Source organism: Pseudomonas sp. P4_D7 (assembly GCF_056401755.1).
In genome coordinates this window covers 230,914-251,255 of record NZ_JBFUIR010000003.1, presented here as the reverse complement: position 1 = coordinate 251,255, position 20,342 = coordinate 230,914, and the positions used below count along the sequence as shown (strand labels likewise).

Below are 20,342 nucleotides of genomic sequence, written 5' to 3'. Positions count from 1 at the left end.
GATCGTTCCCACGCTCTGCGTGGGAATGCAGCCACGGACGCTCCGCGTCCGCTGTGACGCGGAGCGTCACGGGAGGTGTTACCACGCAGAGCGTGGGAACGATCAGATCAGGGCGCGCTAATGGAAATCGCGGCTCTGCACGCGGATGCCATTGAGCAGCGAGCTGAGGTCGCTCAGGCGGCCGGCGATCAGGTGGCGCACTTCGCCTTCGCGCTCCCAGCGGCCGTCGACTTTCAGCAGTTGCGAGCCCACCAGCACTTGCCGTTGACGCTCGGCCAGATCCCGCCAGACCACCACGTTGACGTTGCCGAACTCATCTTCCAGCGTCACAAAGGTCACGCCACTGGCGGTGCCCGGTCGTTGCCGTCCCGTCACCAGCCCGGCGATGCTCACCGGTCGGCCATGTTCGACTTCAAGCAACTCCTGCGAACTGCGGCAGCGCCGGGCTTTGAGTTCGCCGCGCAACAGTGCCAGCGGATGCGGCCCCAACGTGGTGCCGACGGTGCTGTAATCGGCGTGCAGATCCTCGCCAACGCTGGGTTTGGGTAGTACCACCTCCGGCTCCTCCTGACTCGGCAACCCGGCAAACAGGCCCAGCTGTTTCTGCACCCCGGCGACTTCCCAGCGCGCCCGATGCCGATGTCCGGCCAGGCCACGCAACGCCCCGGAATCGGCGAGCAACGCCTGCGCCCGACTGTCGAGCGCCGCCCGCTCGCCCAGGTCGGCGACATCGGCAAATGCCCCGCGCGCGCGCGCCGCTTCGATGCGCCGGGCATCGTCCTCGCGAAAACCCTTGATCATCCGCAGGCCCATGCGAATCGCCGGTTGCGCCGTCGTGGTGGTTTCCAGGCTGCAATCCCAGTCACTGGCGCGCACGTCGACCGGGCGGATCTGCAACTGATGGCGGCGCGCATCCTGGAGAATCTGGTCCGGGCTGTAGAAGCCCATTGGCCAGCTATTGATCAACGCGCAGGCGAACGCCGCCGGTTCGTGGCACTTGAGCCAGCAACTGGCGTAAGTCAGCAAGGCAAAACTGGCGGCGTGGGACTCGGGAAAACCGTAGCTGCCGAAGCCTTTGATCTGCTCGAAAATCTGCGCGGCGAACTCCGGCGTGTAGCCGTTCTTCTTCATGCCGGCGGCGAGGCGTTCCTTGTGCGGTTCCAGTCCACCGTGGCGTTTCCACGCAGCCATCGAGCGACGCAACTGATCAGCCTCGCCGGGGCTGTAATCGGCGGCGACGATGGCGATCTGCATCACCTGTTCCTGAAACAGCGGCACGCCGAGGGTTCTTTCCAGAACAACCTTGAGTTCTGGTGACGGGTAGGTTTCCTCTTCTTCCTTGTTCCGGCGACGCAGATACGGATGCACCATCCCGCCCTGAATCGGTCCCGGGCGGACGATGGCCACCTCAATCACCAGATCGTAGAACTTCGCCGGTCTCAGGCGCGGCAGCATCGACATCTGCGCCCGCGACTCGATCTGGAACACGCCGATGGTGTCAGCGCGGCTGATCATGTCGTAGGTCGGTTTGTCTTCGGCTGGAATCGTCGCCAGGCTCAGATCCAGATTGCGATGGTGGCGCAGCAGGTCGAAGCAGCGGCGAATCGCGCTGAGCATGCCGAGGGCGAGAATATCCACCTTGAGCAGGCCGACTGCATCGAGGTCATCCTTGTCCCACTGAATGATCGTGCGCTCGGCCATGGCGGCGTTCTCCACCGGCACCAGCGTGTCCAGCGGCTGCTCGGAAATCACAAAGCCGCCGGGATGCTGCGACAGGTGCCGGGGGAAACCGATCAACTGCCCGGTCAGGCTCAGCACCCGGCGCAGCACCGGGCTGTCCGGGTCGAAACCGCCTTCGAGCAAACGCGCGACCGGCGGTGTTTCATCGCTCCAGTGGCCGCAGCAATCAGCCAGTGCGTTGATCTGATCCGGCGGCAGGCCCAAGGCCTTGGCCACGTCGCGCACCGCGCCGGCAGCGTGGTAGGTGCTGACCACCGCCGTCAGTGCCGCACGACCACGGCCGTAACGGCGAAACACGTATTGCAGGACTTCTTCGCGGCGCTCGTGCTCGAAATCGACGTCGATGTCCGGCGGCTCGTTGCGCTCCTTGGACATGAAGCGTTCGAACAGCAGCGTGGTGCGATCCGGATCGATTTCGGTGATGCCCAAGGCAAAACACACCGCCGAGTTGGCTGCCGAACCACGGCCCTGACACAGAATCTTCTGCTCGCGGGCGAAGTGCACCACATCGTGCACGGTGAGAAAGTAGCTTTCGTAACCGAGTTCGGCGATCAGCTTCAGTTCATCGTCGATCTGCTTGAGCACTTTGCCTTGCGGCCCCTGTGGCCAGCGCCAGGCGATGCCCTCTTCGGTCAGATGCCGTAGCCAGGAACTGGCGCTGTGCCCCTCCGGCACCAGTTCTTTCGGATACTGATAACGCAACTCGCCCAGGTCGAAGGTGCAGCGCCGGGCCAGGCTCATCGACTCATCCAGCAGAGCCTGCGGATACAACTCGCGCAACACTTCGACACTGCGTAAATGCCGTTCGCCATTGGGATGCAGGCGTAACCCCGCCTCGGCCACCGGCACGTGATGACGGATCGCAGTCATGGTGTCCTGCAAGGCACGCCGGCCACGGGCATGCATGTGCACATCGCCGCTGGCCACGGCAGGAATCTGCAACTCGGCGGCCAGCCCCGACAATGCCGCCAACCGCTGCTGATCGTCCTGGCCACGATGCAATTGCACTGCCAGCCACAACCGTTCGCCAAAGGTCTGCTGCAGCCATCGCCCCTCCTCCACGTCATCAAGCGAGTCCGGCACCCACAACACCAGCAACCCCGGCAACGGCTCGGCGAAGTCTTCGCGCAGCACCTGATACTGGCCTTTCTGCGTGCGCCGTCGGGCGCGGGTGATCAGGCCGCACAGCGCTTGATAGCCCGCCAGATTCTCCACCAGCAGCACCAGTTTCGGGCCGTTTTCGATACGCACTTCGCTGCCGATGACCAGCGGCAGCTCCACCGATTTCGCCGCTTGCCAGGCCCGAACGATCCCGGCCAGCGTGCATTCATCGGTGATCGCCAGTGCGTGATAGCCGTGCTTTTTTGCACGCTGGAACAGTTCCAGCGCACTGGACGCACCGCGTTGAAAACTGAAGTTCGACAGGCAGTGCAGTTCGGCATAACCGTCGTTCATGCAAACCAGCCCTGCAGCCACAGCGGACCGCCCTCACCTACCGCCCGATAAGCCCAGCCCTGCTGACCGGCGCGGTTCTGGATCAGGTAATAATCGCGACGCACGTCGTCACCGTCCCACCAGCCGGACTCGATGCGCTCCGGGCCCATGAGAATCCGCGCCGAACCTTCCGCCACGCTTTGTGGCTCGCCGAGCAACCAGCCCGGACGATGCACGTTCGGCAAGCCTGCGCAGCGTTGTTTATCAACGCCGTGCTGCCACGCGCACTCGGGACGATGATCGGCCTGAAAACGCAACCCCTGCACCGCGTCATCGCCCAAGCGCGCACGCAGGCGTTCGCGCAACTGCTCCCACGGCAAGGTCTGCTGCGGACGGTCGTCGAACAGTTGCTGAAACTGCGGCACGAAACTCGGCAGGTCCTCGGCGCGCAGACGAAAGCCGCGCACGGGCGCCTCGACTTGCACTTGTTCCAGCCGGCCACGGGCCAGTTCGAAGAGCATCGCCGGATCACGTTCGGCGCTGAGCAGGCCGACCTTGATGATGCTGTCCGGCAGCCCGGCGTGTTCCAGGTGCAGATCGAAACGCTGCACGCCGCTGTCACGCCCGCAGAGGAACGCCGACAGATCGCCGGTCAAACGGCGTAACGGGAACAACAGTGCCTGATGGGACTGCACGTCAAAGTTGAGTTCGATGCGTACGTCGAAACGATCCGGCGGCAGGTAAAACGCCAGCGCCAATGGCCGCGCGCCGAACAGCGTGTCGAGATGCTTGAGCATCTGCGCTTCGAAGCGCCGGGCCAGCGCCTGACGCGGCAGGCTCTGCACCTGACTGAGATTGCGCAGGCCCATGCGCGACAACGCCGTGGCCACTGCGGGTTCCAGACCGACACGGTCGACCGGCAACTGACCGAGATGATGCTGCAAGGCCTCGCCGTCCGGCACCACCAAGCCGTCATAGGCGTTGGCCAGCACCCGCGCCGCCACGGGATTCGGTGCCGCGACGATGCGATGGCGGAAGCCCAGGTCGGTCAGTTCCCGGCGCAGTCGTGCTTCGAACTGCGCCCACGAACCGAACAGACCCAGGCTGGATTCGATCTCGAACACCACGGTACGCGGGTAATGCACGCTGACCTGCGAACTGAAACGGTAGGCCCACGCAGCGAGAAACTGCTGCCAGTGTTCGACCTCGGCGGCCTCGTAATCAGCCGTGGCAAAGCCTTTGCTCATCGCCTGCGCAGCGGTCATCGACTGGCCTGCGCGCAAACCAAGCTTGCGCGCCGCCGGGTTGACCGCTTGCAACACCCGGCGCTGGGCCGGTCCGTTAAGCAGCACCAACGGTTCATCGGGATCGGGACGCTGACGCAGCACGGCGTCCAGGGCCAATTGCGGAAACAGGATACACACCCAGCGCATGCTGACCTCAGTGCCCCACAGCAAAGGCAATCGGTGCCGTACGCGCCAGCCCGCCACGGCACTTGAGTACGCGCAACTGTGCAGGTCTGGCGTCGATGGCAATGCGTAACGCCGCCGGTGACGGGTTGATCGCTTCGCTCAACGGGCGCCAGGCAAACGCCAGGGTCTGACCGGTTTCCGCCGCCACCTGCAAACGGCGCAACGCGCGATCATCAGCCTTGTGCGGCCAGCACAGCACCGCGCCGCAACTGCCCGAACGTAAACATTGTTCCGCCGCCCACAAGGCATCGCGCTCGGTGGCCTGGATCACCGACAACTGGCGCAGATCGACCCCGGCGCTTGCCCACGCCTGCGGGTACGGCACGAACGGCGGCGCCACCAGCACGATGCGCTCGCCCGCCGCCGACAACCGCGCCAGCGTCGGCCAGACCAGCTGCAGTTCGCCGACACCGGGACCGGCCAGGAGGATTTCGCTCAACGCCGCTTCCGGCCAGCCACCGCTGGGCAGTGCCGCGTCCAGCGCGGCGTGGCCGGTCGGCTGCGGGCTGGCGGCCGGTGGCGCAGGCCGGCCTTTCCAGACCTGGCCGCCATTGAACAGCGTATCCAACGCAACGACGGCGCCCATCAGCCTTGCCTCACCAGACCGCAAAACACCCCTTCGATGGCCAGATCCTGATCGTCACGCACGACAATCGGCTGATACGCCGGGTTGCGCGGCAACAGGCGCACTGCATCGCCCAGCCGTTCGAAACGTTTGATGGTGACTTCACCGTCGAGGCGCGCTACGACGATCTGGCCGTTGAGCGCCTCGGGATTGCGCTTCACGCCGACCAGATCGCCGTCGAGAATGCCGTCCTCGATCATCGAATCGCCCTGCACCCGCAGCATGTAATCGGGCGTACGGGAGAACAGCACCGGGTCGAGCAGCAAGCGGCTATGGATGTCGGCATCGGCGCCAATCGGCGCACCGGCAGCGACGCGGCCGAGCACGGGAATGTCGAGCAATTCCGGGCGCGCCGGCTGCCCGAGCAGGCGAATGCCACGGGCCTGATGCGGATTGACCTCGATAAAACCGGCTTCGGTGAGCGCGAGTACATGCTTGCGCGCCACGCTGCGCGAGGCAAAACCAAAAGCCTCGCTGATTTCAGCGAGGCTTGGGGGCTGACCGTGTTCGGCGATTCGATCGCGGATAAAAGTCAGAATGGCAGTACGGCGGGGAGTCAGGTTCGTCATGGAGTACATTTGTACTCCTGTAGGATTTTCCTGACAAGCACCGCAGGTCGGCCCAGGCCGACGCAGGAGTTGCCGAAGGTTCGGCAGCGCCTGCATTGATCTTCAATGGTCACTTGATCAGGGTGAAGTGGCCTGCCGATACTCGCGTGGGGTAAACCCGGTCGACGCCTTGAACTGGCGCGTGAACGCGCTGTGATCGGTGTAGCCGCATTGCAGCGCCACGTCCGTAATCGGCAGATCGGTGTGCAGCAATCGATGCGCATGCTCCAGGCGTACTTTCTGGATCATCTGCCGTGGCGTCAGGTGGAATACCCGTTTGCAGTAACGCTCCAGTTGCGCCACGGAAATGCCGGCGATGCGGGTCAGTTCACCGAGGGTCACGCGGCGATTGAAATTCGCGCGAATATGCTCATCGACAGCCGCCAGCCGCTCGAATGCCGGGTGGGTTTCGCTGGCCGATTGCAGGTCCACCGAAATCCCCGCCAGACCAATAATCACCCCGTCACGGTTATACAGTGGCTGCTTGTGCGTCAGGCACCACCCCGGTTCGCGGCTGCCGTACAGATGCAGTTCGAGCTGATCCTCCAGCACAAAACCCTCCTCCAGCACCTTGCGATCCTGCTCGGTGTAGCCCGGCCCGAGTTGCGCCGGAAACACCTGCGCGCTGGTCTTGCCCAGTAACGGACGCAAATCCTTCAAGCCACAGCGCTGCACCAGCGTGCGGTTGGCAAGCACGTAACGGGCCTGCACATCCTTGATGAAAATCGCCGCATTGGGGATCACATCAAGCATCGGCAACAACAGCGCTGCGCCGGCCAAGAGTTCCTCCAGTGTCTGCGGACGCTGGCCATTCATGCCTTGAGCGAGGATCGAAAACGCCTGCTGCATCAAAGATTCCCCTCGTAACGTGGACAGACCAAATGCCCGTCATGCGCCGTTCGCCCGCAGATTGCAGCATCGTTCGCGGCGTGTCGAGGGCCATGTTTTATCGGCGTCATTGTGCTGATTTCGTCATCGAAGCCAGCAAAAAACATCAATCGCCGCGAGGTCGATGAGTTCAAAGTCTGGCCGTCCCAGTGACACAACTGCCTATCCAATAACTCACAAGAAGGCGATGCCATGTCAGGCCAAGGCAAGTTCAAAAAACAGCTTTCACTGATCGACCTCACATTTATCGGGCTGGGGGCGATCTTCGGTTCCGGCTGGTTGTTCGCGGCCAGTCATGTGTCCGCCATTGCCGGCCCGGCGGGGATTTTTTCCTGGCTGCTGGGCGGCTTCGCCGTGTTGTTGCTGGGCATCGTCTATTGCGAACTCGGCGCTGCACTGCCGCGTGCCGGCGGCGTGGTGCGTTATCCGGTTTACTCCCACGGGCCGCTGCTCGGCTACTTGATGGGCTTCATCACCCTGATTGCGTTTTCCAGTCTGGTCGCCATCGAAGTGGTCGCTTCGCGCCAATACGCAGCGGCGTGGTTTCCCGGCCTGTCCAAAGCTGGCACCGGCGATCCGACGATTCTCGGCTGGCTGGTGCAGTTCGGGCTGTTGTGCGTGTTCTTCCTGCTCAACTACCGCAGCGTGAAAACCTTCGCCAAGGCCAACAATCTGGTCAGCGTGTTCAAATTCATCGTGCCGTTGCTGGTGATCGGGGTGCTGTTCACCTTCTTCAAACCGGCCAACTTCGAGGTGCAAGGCTTTGCCCCGTTTGGCCTGTCCGGCGTCGAGATGGCCGTGTCGGCGGGTGGCATCATTTTCGCGTATCTGGGCCTGACGCCGATCATCTCAGTGGCCAGTGAAGTGAAGAATCCGCAGCGCACCATTCCCATTGCGTTGATCCTCTCGGTGCTGCTGTCGACACTGATTTACGTGCTGCTGCAAATGGCCTTTCTCGGCAGCATCCCGACGGAAATGCTCGCCAACGGCTGGGCCGGAATCAGCAAGGAATTTGCCCTGCCGTACCGCGACATTGCGCTGGCGCTGGGCGTGGGCTGGCTGGCGTATCTGGTGGTCGCCGACGCGGTGATCTCGCCGAGCGGCTGCGGCAACATCTACATGAACGCGACCCCGCGAGTGATCTATGGCTGGGCGCAGACCGGGACCTTCTTCAAGGTCTTCACCCACATCGATGAAAAGTCCGGCATCCCGCGCCCGGCGCTGTGGCTGACCTTCGCCCTGTCGGTGTTCTGGACGTTGCCGTTCCCGTCGTGGGAGGCGCTGATCAACGTGGTCTCCGCTGCGCTGGTGTTGAGCTACGCCGTGGCGCCGGTGTCGGTGGCTGCGCTGCGCCGCAATGCGCCGGACATGCCTCGGCCGTTCCGGGTCAAGTGCATGGGCGTGCTCGGGCCGGTGTCGTTCATCATCGCCGCGCTGATCGTCTACTGGTCGGGCTGGAGCACCGTGTCGTGGCTGCTCGGTCTGCAGATCCTGATGTTCGTGGTCTACCTGCTGTGCGGTCGATTTGTACCAACCGCTCACCTGAATCTGGCCAGCCAAGTGCGTTCCTCGGCGTGGCTGATCGCCTTCTACGCGGTGACCATCGTGCTGTCGAAACTCGGCACCTTCGGCGGCCTCGGCATCCTCGCCCATCCATTCGACACCCTTGTCGTCGCGGCGTGTGCCACCGGCATTTACTACTGGGGCGCGGCGACCGGTGTACCGGCGCATCTGCTGCGCCTGGAAGAGGACGACGAGGACAGCGAAATCGCTGCCCCCGCCTCGACCGTCTCTGCGCGCCCTGCTGGCGCCTACTGAAATCATCCAACGGGACATGTTCATGAAACGAGTACACGTGATTGATTCCCACACCGGCGGTGAACCGACGCGCCTGGTAATGAACGGCTTCCCCGAGCTGCCCGGCAACAGCATGGTCGAGAAGCGCGATGCGCTGCGCACTCAACATGATCAATGGCGCCGCGCCTGCCTGCTGGAACCGCGCGGCAATGATGTGCTGGTCGGCGCGTTGTATTGCGAACCGGTCTCGGCGGACGCCACTTGCGGGGTGATCTTCTTCAACAACGCCGGCTACCTCGGCATGTGCGGCCACGGCACCATCGGCCTGATCAACTCGCTGCAGTACCTGGGGCAAATCGAACCGGGCGAGCACAAAATCGACACCCCGGTCGGCCCGGTCAGCGCCACGTTGCATGACGACGGAACCGTCACCCTGGGCAACGTCCCCGCTTATCGCCATCGCCAACAGGTGCCGGTGGATGTGCCGGGTTACGGCCGCGTGTTGGGCGACATCGCCTACGGCGGCAACTGGTTTTTCCTCGTTTCCGAGCACGGTCAGACGCTGACCATGGACAACGTCGAACACCTCACGGCGTACACCTGGGCCATGCTCAAGGCCCTCGAAGACCAAGGCATTTACGGCGAGGACGGCGCGGTGATCGATCACATCGAACTGTTCGCCGATGACGATCAGGCCGACAGCCGCAACTTCGTCATGTGCCCCGGCAAAGCCTACGACCGCTCCCCGTGCGGCACCGGCACCAGCGCCAAACTCGCCTGTCTGGCCGCCGACGACAAGCTGCAACCCGGCGCAACCTGGGTGCAGGCAAGCATCACCGGCAGCCAGTTCGAAGGTCGCTTCGAATGGCAAGGCGAACGCATCCGCCCGTACATCACCGGCCGCGCCTACATGACCGCCGACAGCACCTTGCTGATCGACGAAGCAGACCCGTTCGCGTGGGGCATCTGAACCGCCACGCTGACTTTTCACCTCAATTTGAATGATGTGCCAAGGAGTTAAAACAATGAGCGACAACATCTTCACCGGTTGCATGCCGGCCCTGATGACCCCGTGCACCGCCCAGCGCAAACCGGACTTCGACGCGCTGGTGGCCAAGGGTCGCGAGCTGATCGATATCGGCATGAGCGCCGTGGTTTATTGCGGCTCCATGGGTGACTGGCCGCTGCTGACCGAAGCCGAGCGTCAAGAAGGCGTGGCGCGTCTGGTCGCGGCAGGCATTCCGACGATCGTGGGCACTGGCGCGGTGAACTCACGCGAAGCGGTTTCCCACGCGGCCCATGCGGCGAAAGTCGGCGCGCAGGGTTTGATGGTGATTCCCCGCGTGCTGTCTCGCGGCGCTTCGGTCACCGCGCAAAAGGCCCATTTCGCCGCGATTCTGCAAGCCGCGCCAAATTTGCCGGCGGTGATCTACAACAGCCCTTACTACGGCTTTGCCACCCGCGCTGACCTGTTCTTCGAACTGCGCCGCGAGTACCCGAACCTGATCGGCTTCAAGGAATTCGGCGGTGGCGCCGACCTGCGTTACGCCGCCGAAAACATCACCTCCAAGGACGATGACGTGACCTTGATGGTCGGCGTCGACACGCAAGTGGTGCACGGTTTCGTCAACTGCAACGCCACCGGCGCCATCACCGGTATCGGCAACGCCCTGCCCCGCGAGGTGCTGCAACTGGTCGCGCTGAGCAAGCAAGCGGCCAAAGGTGACGCCAAAGCCCGGCGTCAGGCGCGGGAACTGGAATCGGCGCTGGCGGTGCTGTCGTCGTTCGATGAAGGCTGCGACCTGGTGCTGTATTACAAGCACATGATGGTGCTCAACGGCGACAAGGAATACACCCTGCATTTCAATGAAACCGATGCGTTGAGCGACTCGCAGCGGCGGTATGCCGAGAAGCAGTATTCGCTGTTCCGTCACTGGTACGAGAACTGGTCGGCGGAACAGAACTTCGCCTGATCACGTCCCCCTCACCTGCCGCGAAGCCTTGTGATTCGCGGCAGGCCTCCCTCTTTTTATCAGGAAGACACCATGACTTTGACGGGCCACATGCTGATCGGGCAGCACATGATTGCCGGCAATCGCAGCGCCATTCGCGGGATCAATCCGGCTACGAATGAAACGCTGGAACCGGCGTACGCCGGTGGAGCGGCCGAGCATGTCGAACAGGCCTGTGCGCTGGCCTGGGCAGCGTTCGATGTTTATCGCGAGACAACCCTGAATGTCCGCGCTGAATTCCTGCAATCCATTGCCGAAGAAATCGAAGGCCTCGGCGATGAACTGATCGACCGTGCCCACGCCGAAACCGGCCTGCCGCACGCGCGTCTGCTAGGTGAACGCGGGCGTACTTGCCAACAATTGAGAATGTTCGCTCGCACGGTCCGCGCCGGTGAATGGCTGGATGTGCGTGTCGATAGCGCGCAACCGCAACGTCAGCCGTTGCCGCGCGCCGACCTGCGTCAACGGCAGATCGCGCTGGGGCCGGTCGCGGTGTTTGGCGCGAGCAATTTCCCGCTGGCGTTCTCCGTGGCCGGCGGTGACACCGCAGCGGCGCTGGCCGCCGGTTGCCCAGTGATCGTCAAGGCGCACAGTGCGCATCCCGGCACCAGCGAACTGGTCGGCCGCGCCGTCGCTCGGGCGGTAAAAAACTGTGGTTTGCCGGAAGGCGTGTTCTCGTTACTGTACGGTTCCGGCCGCGAAGTGGGCATTGCGCTGGTCACGGATCCACGGATTAACGCAGTGGGTTTCACCGGCTCGCGTAGCGGTGGTCTGGCGCTGATGCAAGCGGCGCAAGCGCGGCCCGAGCCGATTCCGGTGTACGCGGAAATGAGTTCGATCAATCCGGTGTTGCTGTTTCCGGCGGCGCTGGATAAACGCACGCAAGCATTGGCGGAAGGGTTTGTGGCTTCGCTGACATTAGGCGCGGGCCAGTTTTGCACCAATCCGGGCTTGGTGATTGCCTTGAAAGGACCGGCGTTGGACAAGTTCATCGCCGCCACCGCCGAGGTGATTCAAAGCAGCCCCGCGCAGACCATGCTGACACCCGGCATCTTCAGTGCTTACGAGTCTGCCGTGAATGCACTGGCCGAAAATGCCGCTGCACGCATCACTGGCATCGGTCAGACCGGCAACGGCCCGAATCAATGCCAGGCCCATGTATTCGTGACCGAAGCCGCCGACTTTCTCGCCGATCAGCGCCTGCAAGCCGAAGCCTTCGGTGCGGCGGCGCTGATCGTGCAATGCAGCAATGAAGCGGAAATACGCCAGGTCGCCGAACACCTGGAAGGCCAGTTGACCGCGACGTTGCACCTGGATGAGCCAGACCTGCAACAGGCCCGCGCTCTGCTGCCGACGCTGGAACGCAAGGCCGGCCGGTTGCTGGTCAACGGCTGGCCAACCGGCGTCGAGGTGTGTGACGCGATGGTGCATGGCGGGCCTTTCCCGGCCACCTCCGACGCCCGCACGACTTCGGTCGGTACCGCGGCGATCCTGCGGTTCCTGCGCCCGGTGTGCTATCAGGACTTCCCGGACAGCTTGTTGCCTACCGCACTGAAACAGGCCAATCCGCTGCAATTGCGCCGTCTGCTCGATGGCCAAAGGGAAGCGCAGCACCATGGCGAATAACGGCTCCCACGACATCGCCGTGGTCGGCGCCGGCATCATCGGCGTCGCCTGCGCACTGCGTCTGGCTCGCCAAGGGTTGCGCGTGGTCGTGATCGATCAGCAGCAACCCGGCCACGGCGCCTCGTTCGGCAACGCCGGGCATCTGGCGACCGAGCAGGTGTTTCCGATTGCCGACGTGTCCATCCTCAAGCGCCTGCCGGCCATGCTGATGGACCCGATGGGGCCGTTGCGACTGGACTGGAAATACCTGCCGCGCGCCCTGCCATGGTTCACCCGCCTGCTGCTGAATCTGCGCCCGGTGTCTTTTCAGAACACCGTGGCGGGTTTGCGCGCGCTCAATGAAAACAGCCTGGACGCCTGGCAGCGCTTGCTCGCCGACATCCAGAGGCCGGACTTGCTGAAGATCGATGGTTCGCTGCTGGTGTTCGAACGCCCCGAATCGCGTCAGGCCATCCAGGCATTACAGGCTCGCCTGCATCAGCAGCAGGTACCGGTCGATTACTGGCAGGCCGGCGCCATCCGCGAAACCGCGCCGCAACTCAGTGAACAGATCCAGGGCGGTTTGTTCTTTCCACGCACCGGGCACTTTATCGATCCCTTCCGCGTGGTGTGCGAACTGGTCGAAGCGGCCAAGGCCAGCGGCGTGAGTTTTGTCCAGCAACAGGTTCAGGGCGGCTACGTGCAGGAGCACGGGGTTACGCTGACCACTGGCAATGGCGGCCTGACTGCCAGCCGCGTGCTGATTGCCTGCGGCGCACATTCAGCAAAACTCACCGCCGCCCTCACCGGCAAAAAAGTCCCACTGGACACCGAGCGCGGCTATCACCTGATGCTGCCGCAGGAACACGACCGACTGCCCTTCCCCGTGACCTCGCTGGAGCGCAAATTCATCATGACGCCAATGTCCGAAGGGTTGCGCCTGGCTGGCACGGTTGAATTCGCCGGACTGGAGAAACCACCGAACATGGAGCGTGCGTGGCAATTGCACCGGTTGAGTCAGGGCTTGTTTCGCCAGGATCTGAATGCTGAAGCAGCGACGCCGTGGATGGGTTTTCGACCGTCATTGCCCGATTCATTACCGGTGATTGATCAGGTGTGCGGGGGCAAGGTGTTGCTTGCTTTTGGGCATCAGCATCTGGGGCTGACGCAGGCGGCGGTGACGGCGGAGATGGTGGTGCGGATGGCTTTGCCTGCGACTGCAAAAGAGGCCTGCTGGCTACCACTCAACGAACATTACAGGCTCGATCGTTTCTGAAAGGAAGTCTCTGACCCACCAGCCTGCTTTCCGGCGCAGGCTGATGGCCGCGCACTGGCAGATCGGCAGGCGTTACAAAGGCATTAACCAGTGCCGCTCAATGGTCCATCCCAGAAAAACCCTCGCGCCCTCTTCTTTCTGGCGACTCAACGTCAGCCGATGCCCGGCAGCGGCAACACGCAAGCCAATCATGGCAGGCAGAAACCTTTCGCGGAATTCGCTGGATTGCGCTGCAAAATGCGACTCGACGCTGTTGAGTGCAGCACGCAAGAGCTCGCCATCCAGCATCGACAAGTAAAACATCATCTGACGCCAGGCATACGCCGTGTTCTTCAACATCACCAGACGCGCATGGTAATGCGTGATGTGCATTTGTTGTCGCTTGCAAATCCACTCGAAGCACGCCAGCGCCAGCGCGCTCAAACGATGATGCAGCAGTGTTTTCAGGTTCAATTCGCCGAACAGGAGCGCGAGGTTTTGCGTCGTCAGAATCTGCTGCTGCTCGAGTATCGTGCCGTTGACCGCTGGCCGCCACGTGCCAAAGGTGGCGTTTGCACGCTGCGCGCACAGCGTCGCCAATGCATCACGGCTGTTGCTTCTGCGCCGCGATCGGCGCTGATCGGGAAGGCCTGCCAGGCCATCCGTATCAATGTCGTAATAACGAGCGTAAAGCGTTCCGGCTACAAATCTGGCCGTTTGCCTGGCCGCTCTCGTGAACTTGTTGGAGAACGCGCCCATAAAAATGTCAGCCGCCACCTCATCGACGAAAGGAAGATCCAGCTTCGCCGTTTCAGCTAGTGAAACAAACTCCTGCAGTAGCTTGTTCGGAAGAATGGCCTGCGGAAACGCCGACAGGGTCATTGCAGAGGCCTCGACCAACGCCTGCCTGGCACCCGTGGCGGAGATAGCACTCGCCTCACGCTCACCCTCTAAAGCCGCGACCCATGGTAGCTCGGCAATTTTGACCTGACTTTGCAGGTTGAGCAGCAGCAACGAGCGCCGACGACGGAAAGCACGATACGTCGCCCCCGCCAACGACTGCAGCATCCCGTCCCGGTATACGCTGCTACAGATTTGCGCTGTCATTGCAGGCAGAACCTGCGCCACGGTATCGGCGGATGAGATCAAGCCATGATCAATCAACTCGGCGATGGTTCCCTTGCGGCAACGCTCGAGGCGGCGGCGAACCGCAGGCGGAATTATCACCCCAAGGGGCAGCCGGTGACGATTCGCCTCCTCATCGGTGATCGGTTCAAGCAACGGCGAAAAGTCACTGATGCCGTCCGAACCCGGGTAATTTGCCAGACGTGCCGAGACAGCCCGGGCGATCAAATGATGCCCGGGGGCCGCCACATGTTGGCGCTGCTCTGCTCGTTTAAGGGAATGTGCGGCGGATTCGGGATGCCCGTGTTTGGCCACAAAGTCATCAACAATGCGCCGGATGCGACCGACCTGGCGGCCCGTCAATGATGCTTGATCACGCAAACACTGACCGAGCAACGCAAACAGTTCCGCGGCCCGGGTCTTGAAGGGACCGTTGCTGCGGTGTTCAGCACTACAGGTCCGATCGATCTGCGCGCCGAGTGCCGTTGCGCGTTCGAACCAGCCTTCAGGAAAATGTCTGCAAGGCCAGCCATCCTGACAGGTCAAAAGAAACAGTGAGACTGCAGCGTCGTAGAGAGGCAGACGATTTTCAACTACATGCTTCTGGACGGCCAGACGCGGTTGAGCCAGTTGCCGGTTCAGCCGCTGCCTGACACTGGCACTATCAAAAACATGTACCTCAGCCGTGGAAATCGGCGGCTCGTCAACGGCAGTCGGGAAGAAACGCAGGCGATCGAAGAAAGGCGCGATCTGCTCGATCAGCGTTCGCGCCTCGTCAGCACGCTGATGCCGCAAAAGCCATGACACTGTCAGCAGTGCGGCTTCCTCCGGAACGTCAATCTGATAGGTTCCGTTCGCCAAACGCTCTTGCAGCGTTGCGACGCCCACATCCGACAGATGCCAGATATTGAGATCGAACCGTTCATGACCAGCGCGAATACCGGGGATCGACGCGGCCAAGTGACGTTCATAGGCAGTCAAAGCACCACCGGCCAGAAGTTGCCCGGTGGCAAATCCACCCGTCGCCACGTCCAGCGTGACCCACTGCGGCAAATCGGCGAACGGCACACGTGAACCGTACTGTGCGCTGCCCTGCATCAGGTGTTCGACCACCCGCTGCCAGCGCTCGACCCGGTTGCGTGCCTGCGGGTCAGCGTCGCGCTGTGTAGCGGCCAATGCTCGTGAGAGCTGGAACACCGCATAACCTGCATTCACGCCATCGTGCTCGCCGAACTCACCGTCGTCCCTGGACATACTTCCTTGTGACCCTGCAATGTAATGGGTCCGGGGGCTGGATTCGAACCAGCGCCCACCCGGTTAAGAGCCGAGTGTTCCACCGCTGAACTACCCCGGAACAGAGCGCGCATTGTCGACCAGCCACGAAGGAATGTGAAGCCCGGTGTCTGTTGCGAGACAATTCGCGCGCACGAGCTGAAACGAGCACGCCGTTACTATCTTCGGGGAGCGGTCCTGTCACTCTTGACCTCGTATCGAGGCGCGTCCGTCATGGCAGTCTTTTTCTGTTTAATGGCGTCCGTCGTCGAAGTTCAGCCAGATAGGAATAGGCAATGCTCGAAGATAAACCGGCATAGGTGCCCCGTTTGCTGATCGCTACCATGGACTCAGACCTGACCCAATGGGAGCTCGACATGACTCACGCTAAAACCCTGTTCATCACCGGCGTCAGCAGCGGTTTCGGCCATGCGCTGGCCAATGAAGCCATTGCCAACGGCCACCGTGTCATCGGCACTGTGCGCAATGAAACCGACCTGAAAAACTTCCAGGCACTGTCCCCGGACAACGCTTACGGGGTGGTGCTGGACGTCACTGATTTCGAGCGGATCGACAGCGTCGTTATGCAGGTCGAAGCCACTCACGGCCCCGTCGACGTTTTGGTCAACAACGCCGGATATGGCCACGAAGGCATTTGCGAAGAATCACCGCTGCAAGACATGCGTCATCAATTCGACGTCAACGTGTTCGGCGCGGTGGCGGTGATCAAAGCGTTTCTGCCCTTCTTTCGCCAGCGTCGTGCGGGGCACATCCTCAATATCACCTCCATGGGTGGCACCATTACCATGCCGGGCATCGCTTACTACTGCGGTAGCAAATTTGCGCTCGAAGGGATCTCCGATACCCTGAGCAAGGAGCTGCAGCCGTTCAACATCTTCGTCACTGCCGTCGCACCGGGTTCGTTCCGCACGGATTGGGCGGGCCGTTCGATGCAACGCACCGCGCGCAGCATTGCCGACTATGACGCCAGTTTCGATCCGATCCGCAAAGCCCGCGAAGAGAAAAGCGGCAAGCAACTCGGCGACCCGCAAAAGGCTGCCCAAGCGATGCTGCAGATCATCGCCAGCCCGACACCACCGGCCCATTTGCTATTGGGCAGTGACGCCTTGCGTCTGGTCCGTGACAAACTGAAAAATGCTGCCAGCGAGATTGACCAATGGGAAGCGCTGAGCCGGTCCACCGATCATTGAGAGAGGATGTGATGACGCAGGTCGATGCAGGCACCGCGCGCATGGTGCAGCTCATGAAAGCCCTCGCACCGATCGAGGGCTACAACCTCAGCGCCCTCGAAGGCGTGCGCTTCCTGCGTTCGAATCGCCCCCTGACGCGCACCCCGGTGCTGTATGACCCCGGCATCGTGATTCTCTGCCAGGGCCGCAAACGCGGCTATCTGGGAGAGGACACCTACGTCTATGACGCCCAGCACTATCTGGTGGTCTCGGTGCCGATCCCTTTCACCATGGAGACCGATGCCACTGAGACCGAGCCGATGCTCGCGATCTACATGCACCTCGATTTCCAGTTGGCCAGCGAGTTGATGCTGCAAGTGGATGACGTGCATGGCCCAAGCGATGCCCCGCCCAAAGGTATGTATGCCTCGCCGATGGACGTTTCACTGCGGGCAACCACCCTGCGTTTTCTGGAAGCGATGAGCGTTGCCGGCGAAGCGCAAATCCTCGGGCCGGCACTGTTGCGGGAAATCTATTACCGCATCCTGACCGGCGAGCAAGGTGGCTCCATGCGCGCCGCGCTCAACCGGCAGGGACATTTCGGCAAAGTGAGTCGTGCGATCCGCAAGATCCATAGTTGTTATCAGCAGCGACTCGACGTCGAGCAACTGGCCCATGAAGCGAGCATGAGCGTGCCGAACTTCCACCTGCACTTTCGCAGCGTGACCGACACCTCACCCATGCAGTATTTGAAGTCGACGCGTTTGCATCAGGCGCGCCTGTTGATGTTGCGCCAGGCCATGAGTGCCTCGGCAGCCGCCTTCAACGTTGGCTATGAAAGTGCTTCGCAATTCAGTCGTGAGTTCAAACGCTTCTTCGGCAGAACGCCACAGGCAGAGATCGAATGGATGAAGGCAACGTATGCACTGCCATTGCCAACCACACCGTCGGAGTATGTTTCGTCGCATTGACGGTCACGCCACAAACGAAAAGCCTGCTTTTCAGGGCAGGCTTTTTTCGTTGTGTGTAGCGGTGAGCGCTGAAGGTGCACTAGTCGTAAAACGCCTCAACCAACACCCGACTGCCGACAAAAAAACTGTCCGCCACCAAGCGCAACGGCTGCACATCCAGGTCACTGGCCTTGTCGCCAATCAACTGCTGAAAATGCCGATACACCGCTGCGTACTCACCCTCCTCCGACACCGCTTGGCGCACACCGTCAATGCTCAACAGCGCGCCGCCGTTATCCAGGCGCAACACGCCTTCAGCGCAACGCACCTCAATGCTCCACAGCTCATCATGCCCATGGTCAAAATCAAACTCTGCGCGCACATCGAGGCAGCGCGGGTCGGACATTTTGATCGACGCGGCAATTGGCGACTGGCAGTTGCTTGGCACGCGCAGTTCAGCCGATTCGACAAACAACGGCAGCGCCAGCAAATGAGTGACGATCGACAAGGCATTGATGCCCGGATCGAATACGCCGAGGCCGCCGGGTTGCCAGATCCAGGCCTGACCGGGGTGCCATTTGCGCACGTCTTCTTTCCAGTCGATCTGCACGCTTTGCAGGGTGCGCGAGGCGAGCCAGTCGCGGGCGGCTTCGATGCCGGGCGCGTAGCGTGAGTGCCACGCAAACAAGGCGCTGACGCCCTGCCCGGCAGCCTGATCGACCAGCGCCAGCGCCTCGCCCAAGGTGGCGCACGGCGGTTTTTCCACCAGCACGTGTTTGCCGGCGGCCAGTGCCTGCTGCACCAGCGCAAAACGACCTTGCGGCGGCGTGCAGAAGGCAATCGCATCCACCGGCGGACCGTTTTCCAACAACTCGCTCAAGGACTGGAAGTTCTCCACGCCCGCGCAGGGTTTGCCTTGAGTGGCGACGGAGACCAAGTGGAAAGCGGGATTGGCGTTGATCGCCGGGACGTGTTGATCCTGGGCGATCTTGCCGTAGCCCACCAGACCGAGACGGATTGGTTGCATCAATGACTCCTGTTTTGATTTTGTTGTCGTCAGTGAACCGGGAGATTACCTGCAAACGCCACGAGCGTCTGTCCGCGCAATGTCACAACGACGCACAGGATCAGGCAAGGATTGCACAGGAATGCACTACTGCCCGCAGCGCTGAACAAGCAACAATGCCTTACGACAAACCGATTGAGGATGTTCCCATGCTTGTTCAAGCCTACGGTGCCCACGCTGGCGACAAACCCCTTGAGCCGATGCAGATCAACCGCCGCGCGCCGGCCGCCCATGATGTGCAGATCGACATCGCGTTCTGTGGTATCTGCCATTCCGACCTGCACCAGGTACGGGCGGAATGGGCCGGTACGCAGTTCCCGTGCGTACCGGGGCACGAAATTGTCGGTCGCGTTTCGGCCGTCGGCGCGCATGTCGCCGATTTCAAGGTCGGTGATCTGGTCGGCGTCGGTTGCATCGTCGACAGCTGCAAACATTGCGATGACTGCGAAAGCGGGCTGGAAAACTACTGCGACGGCATGATCGGCACCTACAACTTCCCGACCCCGGATGCACCGGGCTGGACGCTGGGCGGCTACTCGCAAAACATCGTCGTGCATGAACGCTACGTGCTGCGCATCCGTCATCCCGAAGCGCAACTGGCCGCCGTCGCACCGCTGCTGTGTGCCGGCATCACCACCTACTCGCCGTTGCGCCACTGGAACGCTGGCCCGGGCAAAAAAGTCGGTGTGGTCGGCATCGGCGGCCTCGGCCACATGGGCATCAAACTGGCCCACGCCTTGGGCGCCCACGTTGTGGCGTTCACCACCTCCGAATCCAAACGCGAAGCGGCCAAAGCCTTGGGTGCCGATGAAGTAGTGGTATCGCGCAATGCCGAAGAAATGGCCGCCCACGCCAAGAGTTTCGACTTGATCCTCAACACCGTCGCCGCGCCGCACGATCTCGATGCATTCCTCGTGCTGCTCAAGCGAGATGGTGCGTTGACGCTGGTGGGTGCGCCGGCCACCTCGCACCCTTCGCCGAACGTGTTCAATCTGATCATGAAGCGCCGCACGATTGCCGGCTCGATGATCGGCGGCATTCCGGAAACCCAGGAGATGCTGGATTTCTGCGCCGAGCACGGCATCGTTTCCGACATCGAACTGATCCGCGCCGACCAGATCAACGACGCCTACGAGCGCATGCTCAAGGGTGATGTGAAGTATCGTTTCGTGATCGATAACGCCACGTTGGCCGGCTAAGCCTCAGCGCCCATTGGCCATTAAGTGCGGCCAATGGGCCATTGAATTCCGTCGCCGGGATTTGACAGGCCCGACGTTGCTCGCCAGAGTCGCACCCCTTTGCC

At 62.0% G+C, this 20,342-nt stretch carries 15 protein-coding genes and 1 tRNA gene; 8 read left to right on the top strand and 8 right to left on the bottom strand.

Annotation, left to right across the window (positions count from 1 at the left end):
- Positions 1-117: 117 nt before the first annotated feature.
- From AC1DVF_RS04130 to AC1DVF_RS04110, 5 genes are all read right to left on the bottom strand, one after another.
- On the bottom strand, positions 118-3,216 hold the full coding sequence (locus AC1DVF_RS04130) for an error-prone DNA polymerase (protein WP_477782050.1): 3,099 nt from the start codon (positions 3,214-3,216) through the stop codon (positions 118-120).
- Positions 3,192-4,607 carry a Y-family DNA polymerase gene (locus tag AC1DVF_RS04125; protein WP_220556363.1) on the bottom strand — a complete coding sequence of 472 codons (1,416 nt, stop codon included), beginning with the start codon at positions 4,605-4,607 and terminating at the stop codon, positions 3,192-3,194. Before AC1DVF_RS04125 ends, AC1DVF_RS04130 begins: the two co-directional genes overlap by 25 nt.
- Before the next feature lie 7 nt (positions 4,608-4,614).
- Positions 4,615-5,232, bottom strand: coding sequence for a translesion DNA synthesis-associated protein ImuA (imuA, locus tag AC1DVF_RS04120; RefSeq protein WP_093430813.1), 618 nt, complete (start codon positions 5,230-5,232; stop codon positions 4,615-4,617).
- The gene (gene lexA / locus AC1DVF_RS04115) at positions 5,232-5,849 is read right to left on the bottom strand and encodes a transcriptional repressor LexA (protein WP_116254867.1); all 618 of its coding nucleotides are present in this window, start codon (positions 5,847-5,849) and stop codon (positions 5,232-5,234) included. Before lexA ends, imuA begins: the two co-directional genes overlap by 1 nt.
- Positions 5,850-5,957: 108 nt before the next feature.
- Positions 5,958-6,728: an AraC family transcriptional regulator gene (locus AC1DVF_RS04110; RefSeq protein WP_093430807.1), complete on the bottom strand. Its 771-nt coding sequence runs from the start codon at positions 6,726-6,728 to the stop codon at positions 5,958-5,960.
- 231 nt (positions 6,729-6,959) lie between these two features.
- On the opposite strand from AC1DVF_RS04110, the gene AC1DVF_RS04105 reads away from it, so the two are divergent.
- The 5 genes from AC1DVF_RS04105 (at position 6,960) to AC1DVF_RS04085 (ending at position 13,457) form a co-directional block, all read left to right on the top strand.
- Positions 6,960-8,585: an APC family permease gene (locus AC1DVF_RS04105; RefSeq protein WP_095047859.1), complete on the top strand. Its 1,626-nt coding sequence runs from the start codon at positions 6,960-6,962 to the stop codon at positions 8,583-8,585.
- A 22-nt stretch (positions 8,586-8,607) separates the two neighbouring features.
- Entirely contained in the window at positions 8,608-9,534 is a 927-nt protein-coding gene (locus AC1DVF_RS04100; protein WP_093431672.1) for a 4-hydroxyproline epimerase, read from the top strand.
- A gap of 55 nt (positions 9,535-9,589) precedes the next feature.
- On the top strand, positions 9,590-10,537 hold the full coding sequence (locus tag AC1DVF_RS04095; protein ID WP_477782049.1) for a dihydrodipicolinate synthase family protein: 948 nt from the start codon (positions 9,590-9,592) through the stop codon (positions 10,535-10,537).
- Positions 10,538-10,609: 72 nt separating this feature from the next.
- Positions 10,610-12,202, top strand: a complete 1,593-nt coding sequence (locus AC1DVF_RS04090) for an aldehyde dehydrogenase (NADP(+)) (RefSeq protein ID WP_477782048.1) — start codon at positions 10,610-10,612, stop codon at positions 12,200-12,202.
- On the top strand, positions 12,192-13,457 hold the full coding sequence (locus AC1DVF_RS04085) for an NAD(P)/FAD-dependent oxidoreductase (RefSeq protein WP_477782047.1): 1,266 nt from the start codon (positions 12,192-12,194) through the stop codon (positions 13,455-13,457). Before AC1DVF_RS04090 ends, AC1DVF_RS04085 begins: the two co-directional genes overlap by 11 nt.
- A 72-nt stretch (positions 13,458-13,529) precedes the next feature.
- On the opposite strand, the gene AC1DVF_RS04080 is transcribed toward AC1DVF_RS04085, so the two are convergent.
- Both AC1DVF_RS04080 and AC1DVF_RS04075 read right to left on the bottom strand, forming a co-directional pair.
- Positions 13,530-15,815, bottom strand: coding sequence for a hypothetical protein (locus tag AC1DVF_RS04080; RefSeq protein ID WP_427119704.1), 2,286 nt, complete (start codon positions 15,813-15,815; stop codon positions 13,530-13,532).
- Between the two features lie 25 nt (positions 15,816-15,840).
- Positions 15,841-15,915: transfer RNA gene (locus AC1DVF_RS04075), tRNA-Lys, on the bottom strand.
- Positions 15,916-16,210: 295 nt separating this feature from the next.
- Here AC1DVF_RS04075 and AC1DVF_RS04070 point away from each other — a divergent pair.
- Together AC1DVF_RS04070 and AC1DVF_RS04065 are read left to right on the top strand one after the other, a co-directional pair.
- Positions 16,211-17,044, top strand: a complete 834-nt coding sequence (locus AC1DVF_RS04070) for an oxidoreductase (protein WP_186624522.1) — start codon at positions 16,211-16,213, stop codon at positions 17,042-17,044.
- 11 nt (positions 17,045-17,055) lie between these two features.
- On the top strand, positions 17,056-17,994 hold the full coding sequence (locus AC1DVF_RS04065; RefSeq protein WP_460129071.1) for an AraC family transcriptional regulator: 939 nt from the start codon (positions 17,056-17,058) through the stop codon (positions 17,992-17,994).
- Positions 17,995-18,073: 79 nt separating this feature from the next.
- Here the strand turns inward: AC1DVF_RS04065 and AC1DVF_RS04060 are convergent, their stop codons facing one another.
- The gene (locus AC1DVF_RS04060) at positions 18,074-19,000 is read right to left on the bottom strand and encodes a Gfo/Idh/MocA family protein (RefSeq protein ID WP_093430789.1); all 927 of its coding nucleotides are present in this window, start codon (positions 18,998-19,000) and stop codon (positions 18,074-18,076) included.
- 188 nt (positions 19,001-19,188) lie between these two features.
- On the opposite strand from AC1DVF_RS04060, the gene AC1DVF_RS04055 reads away from it, so the two are divergent.
- Positions 19,189-20,238 (top strand): NAD(P)-dependent alcohol dehydrogenase, encoded by a 1,050-nt coding sequence (locus tag AC1DVF_RS04055; RefSeq protein WP_093431666.1) that lies wholly within the window; start codon positions 19,189-19,191, stop codon positions 20,236-20,238.
- The last annotated feature ends 104 nt before the right edge of the window (positions 20,239-20,342 follow it).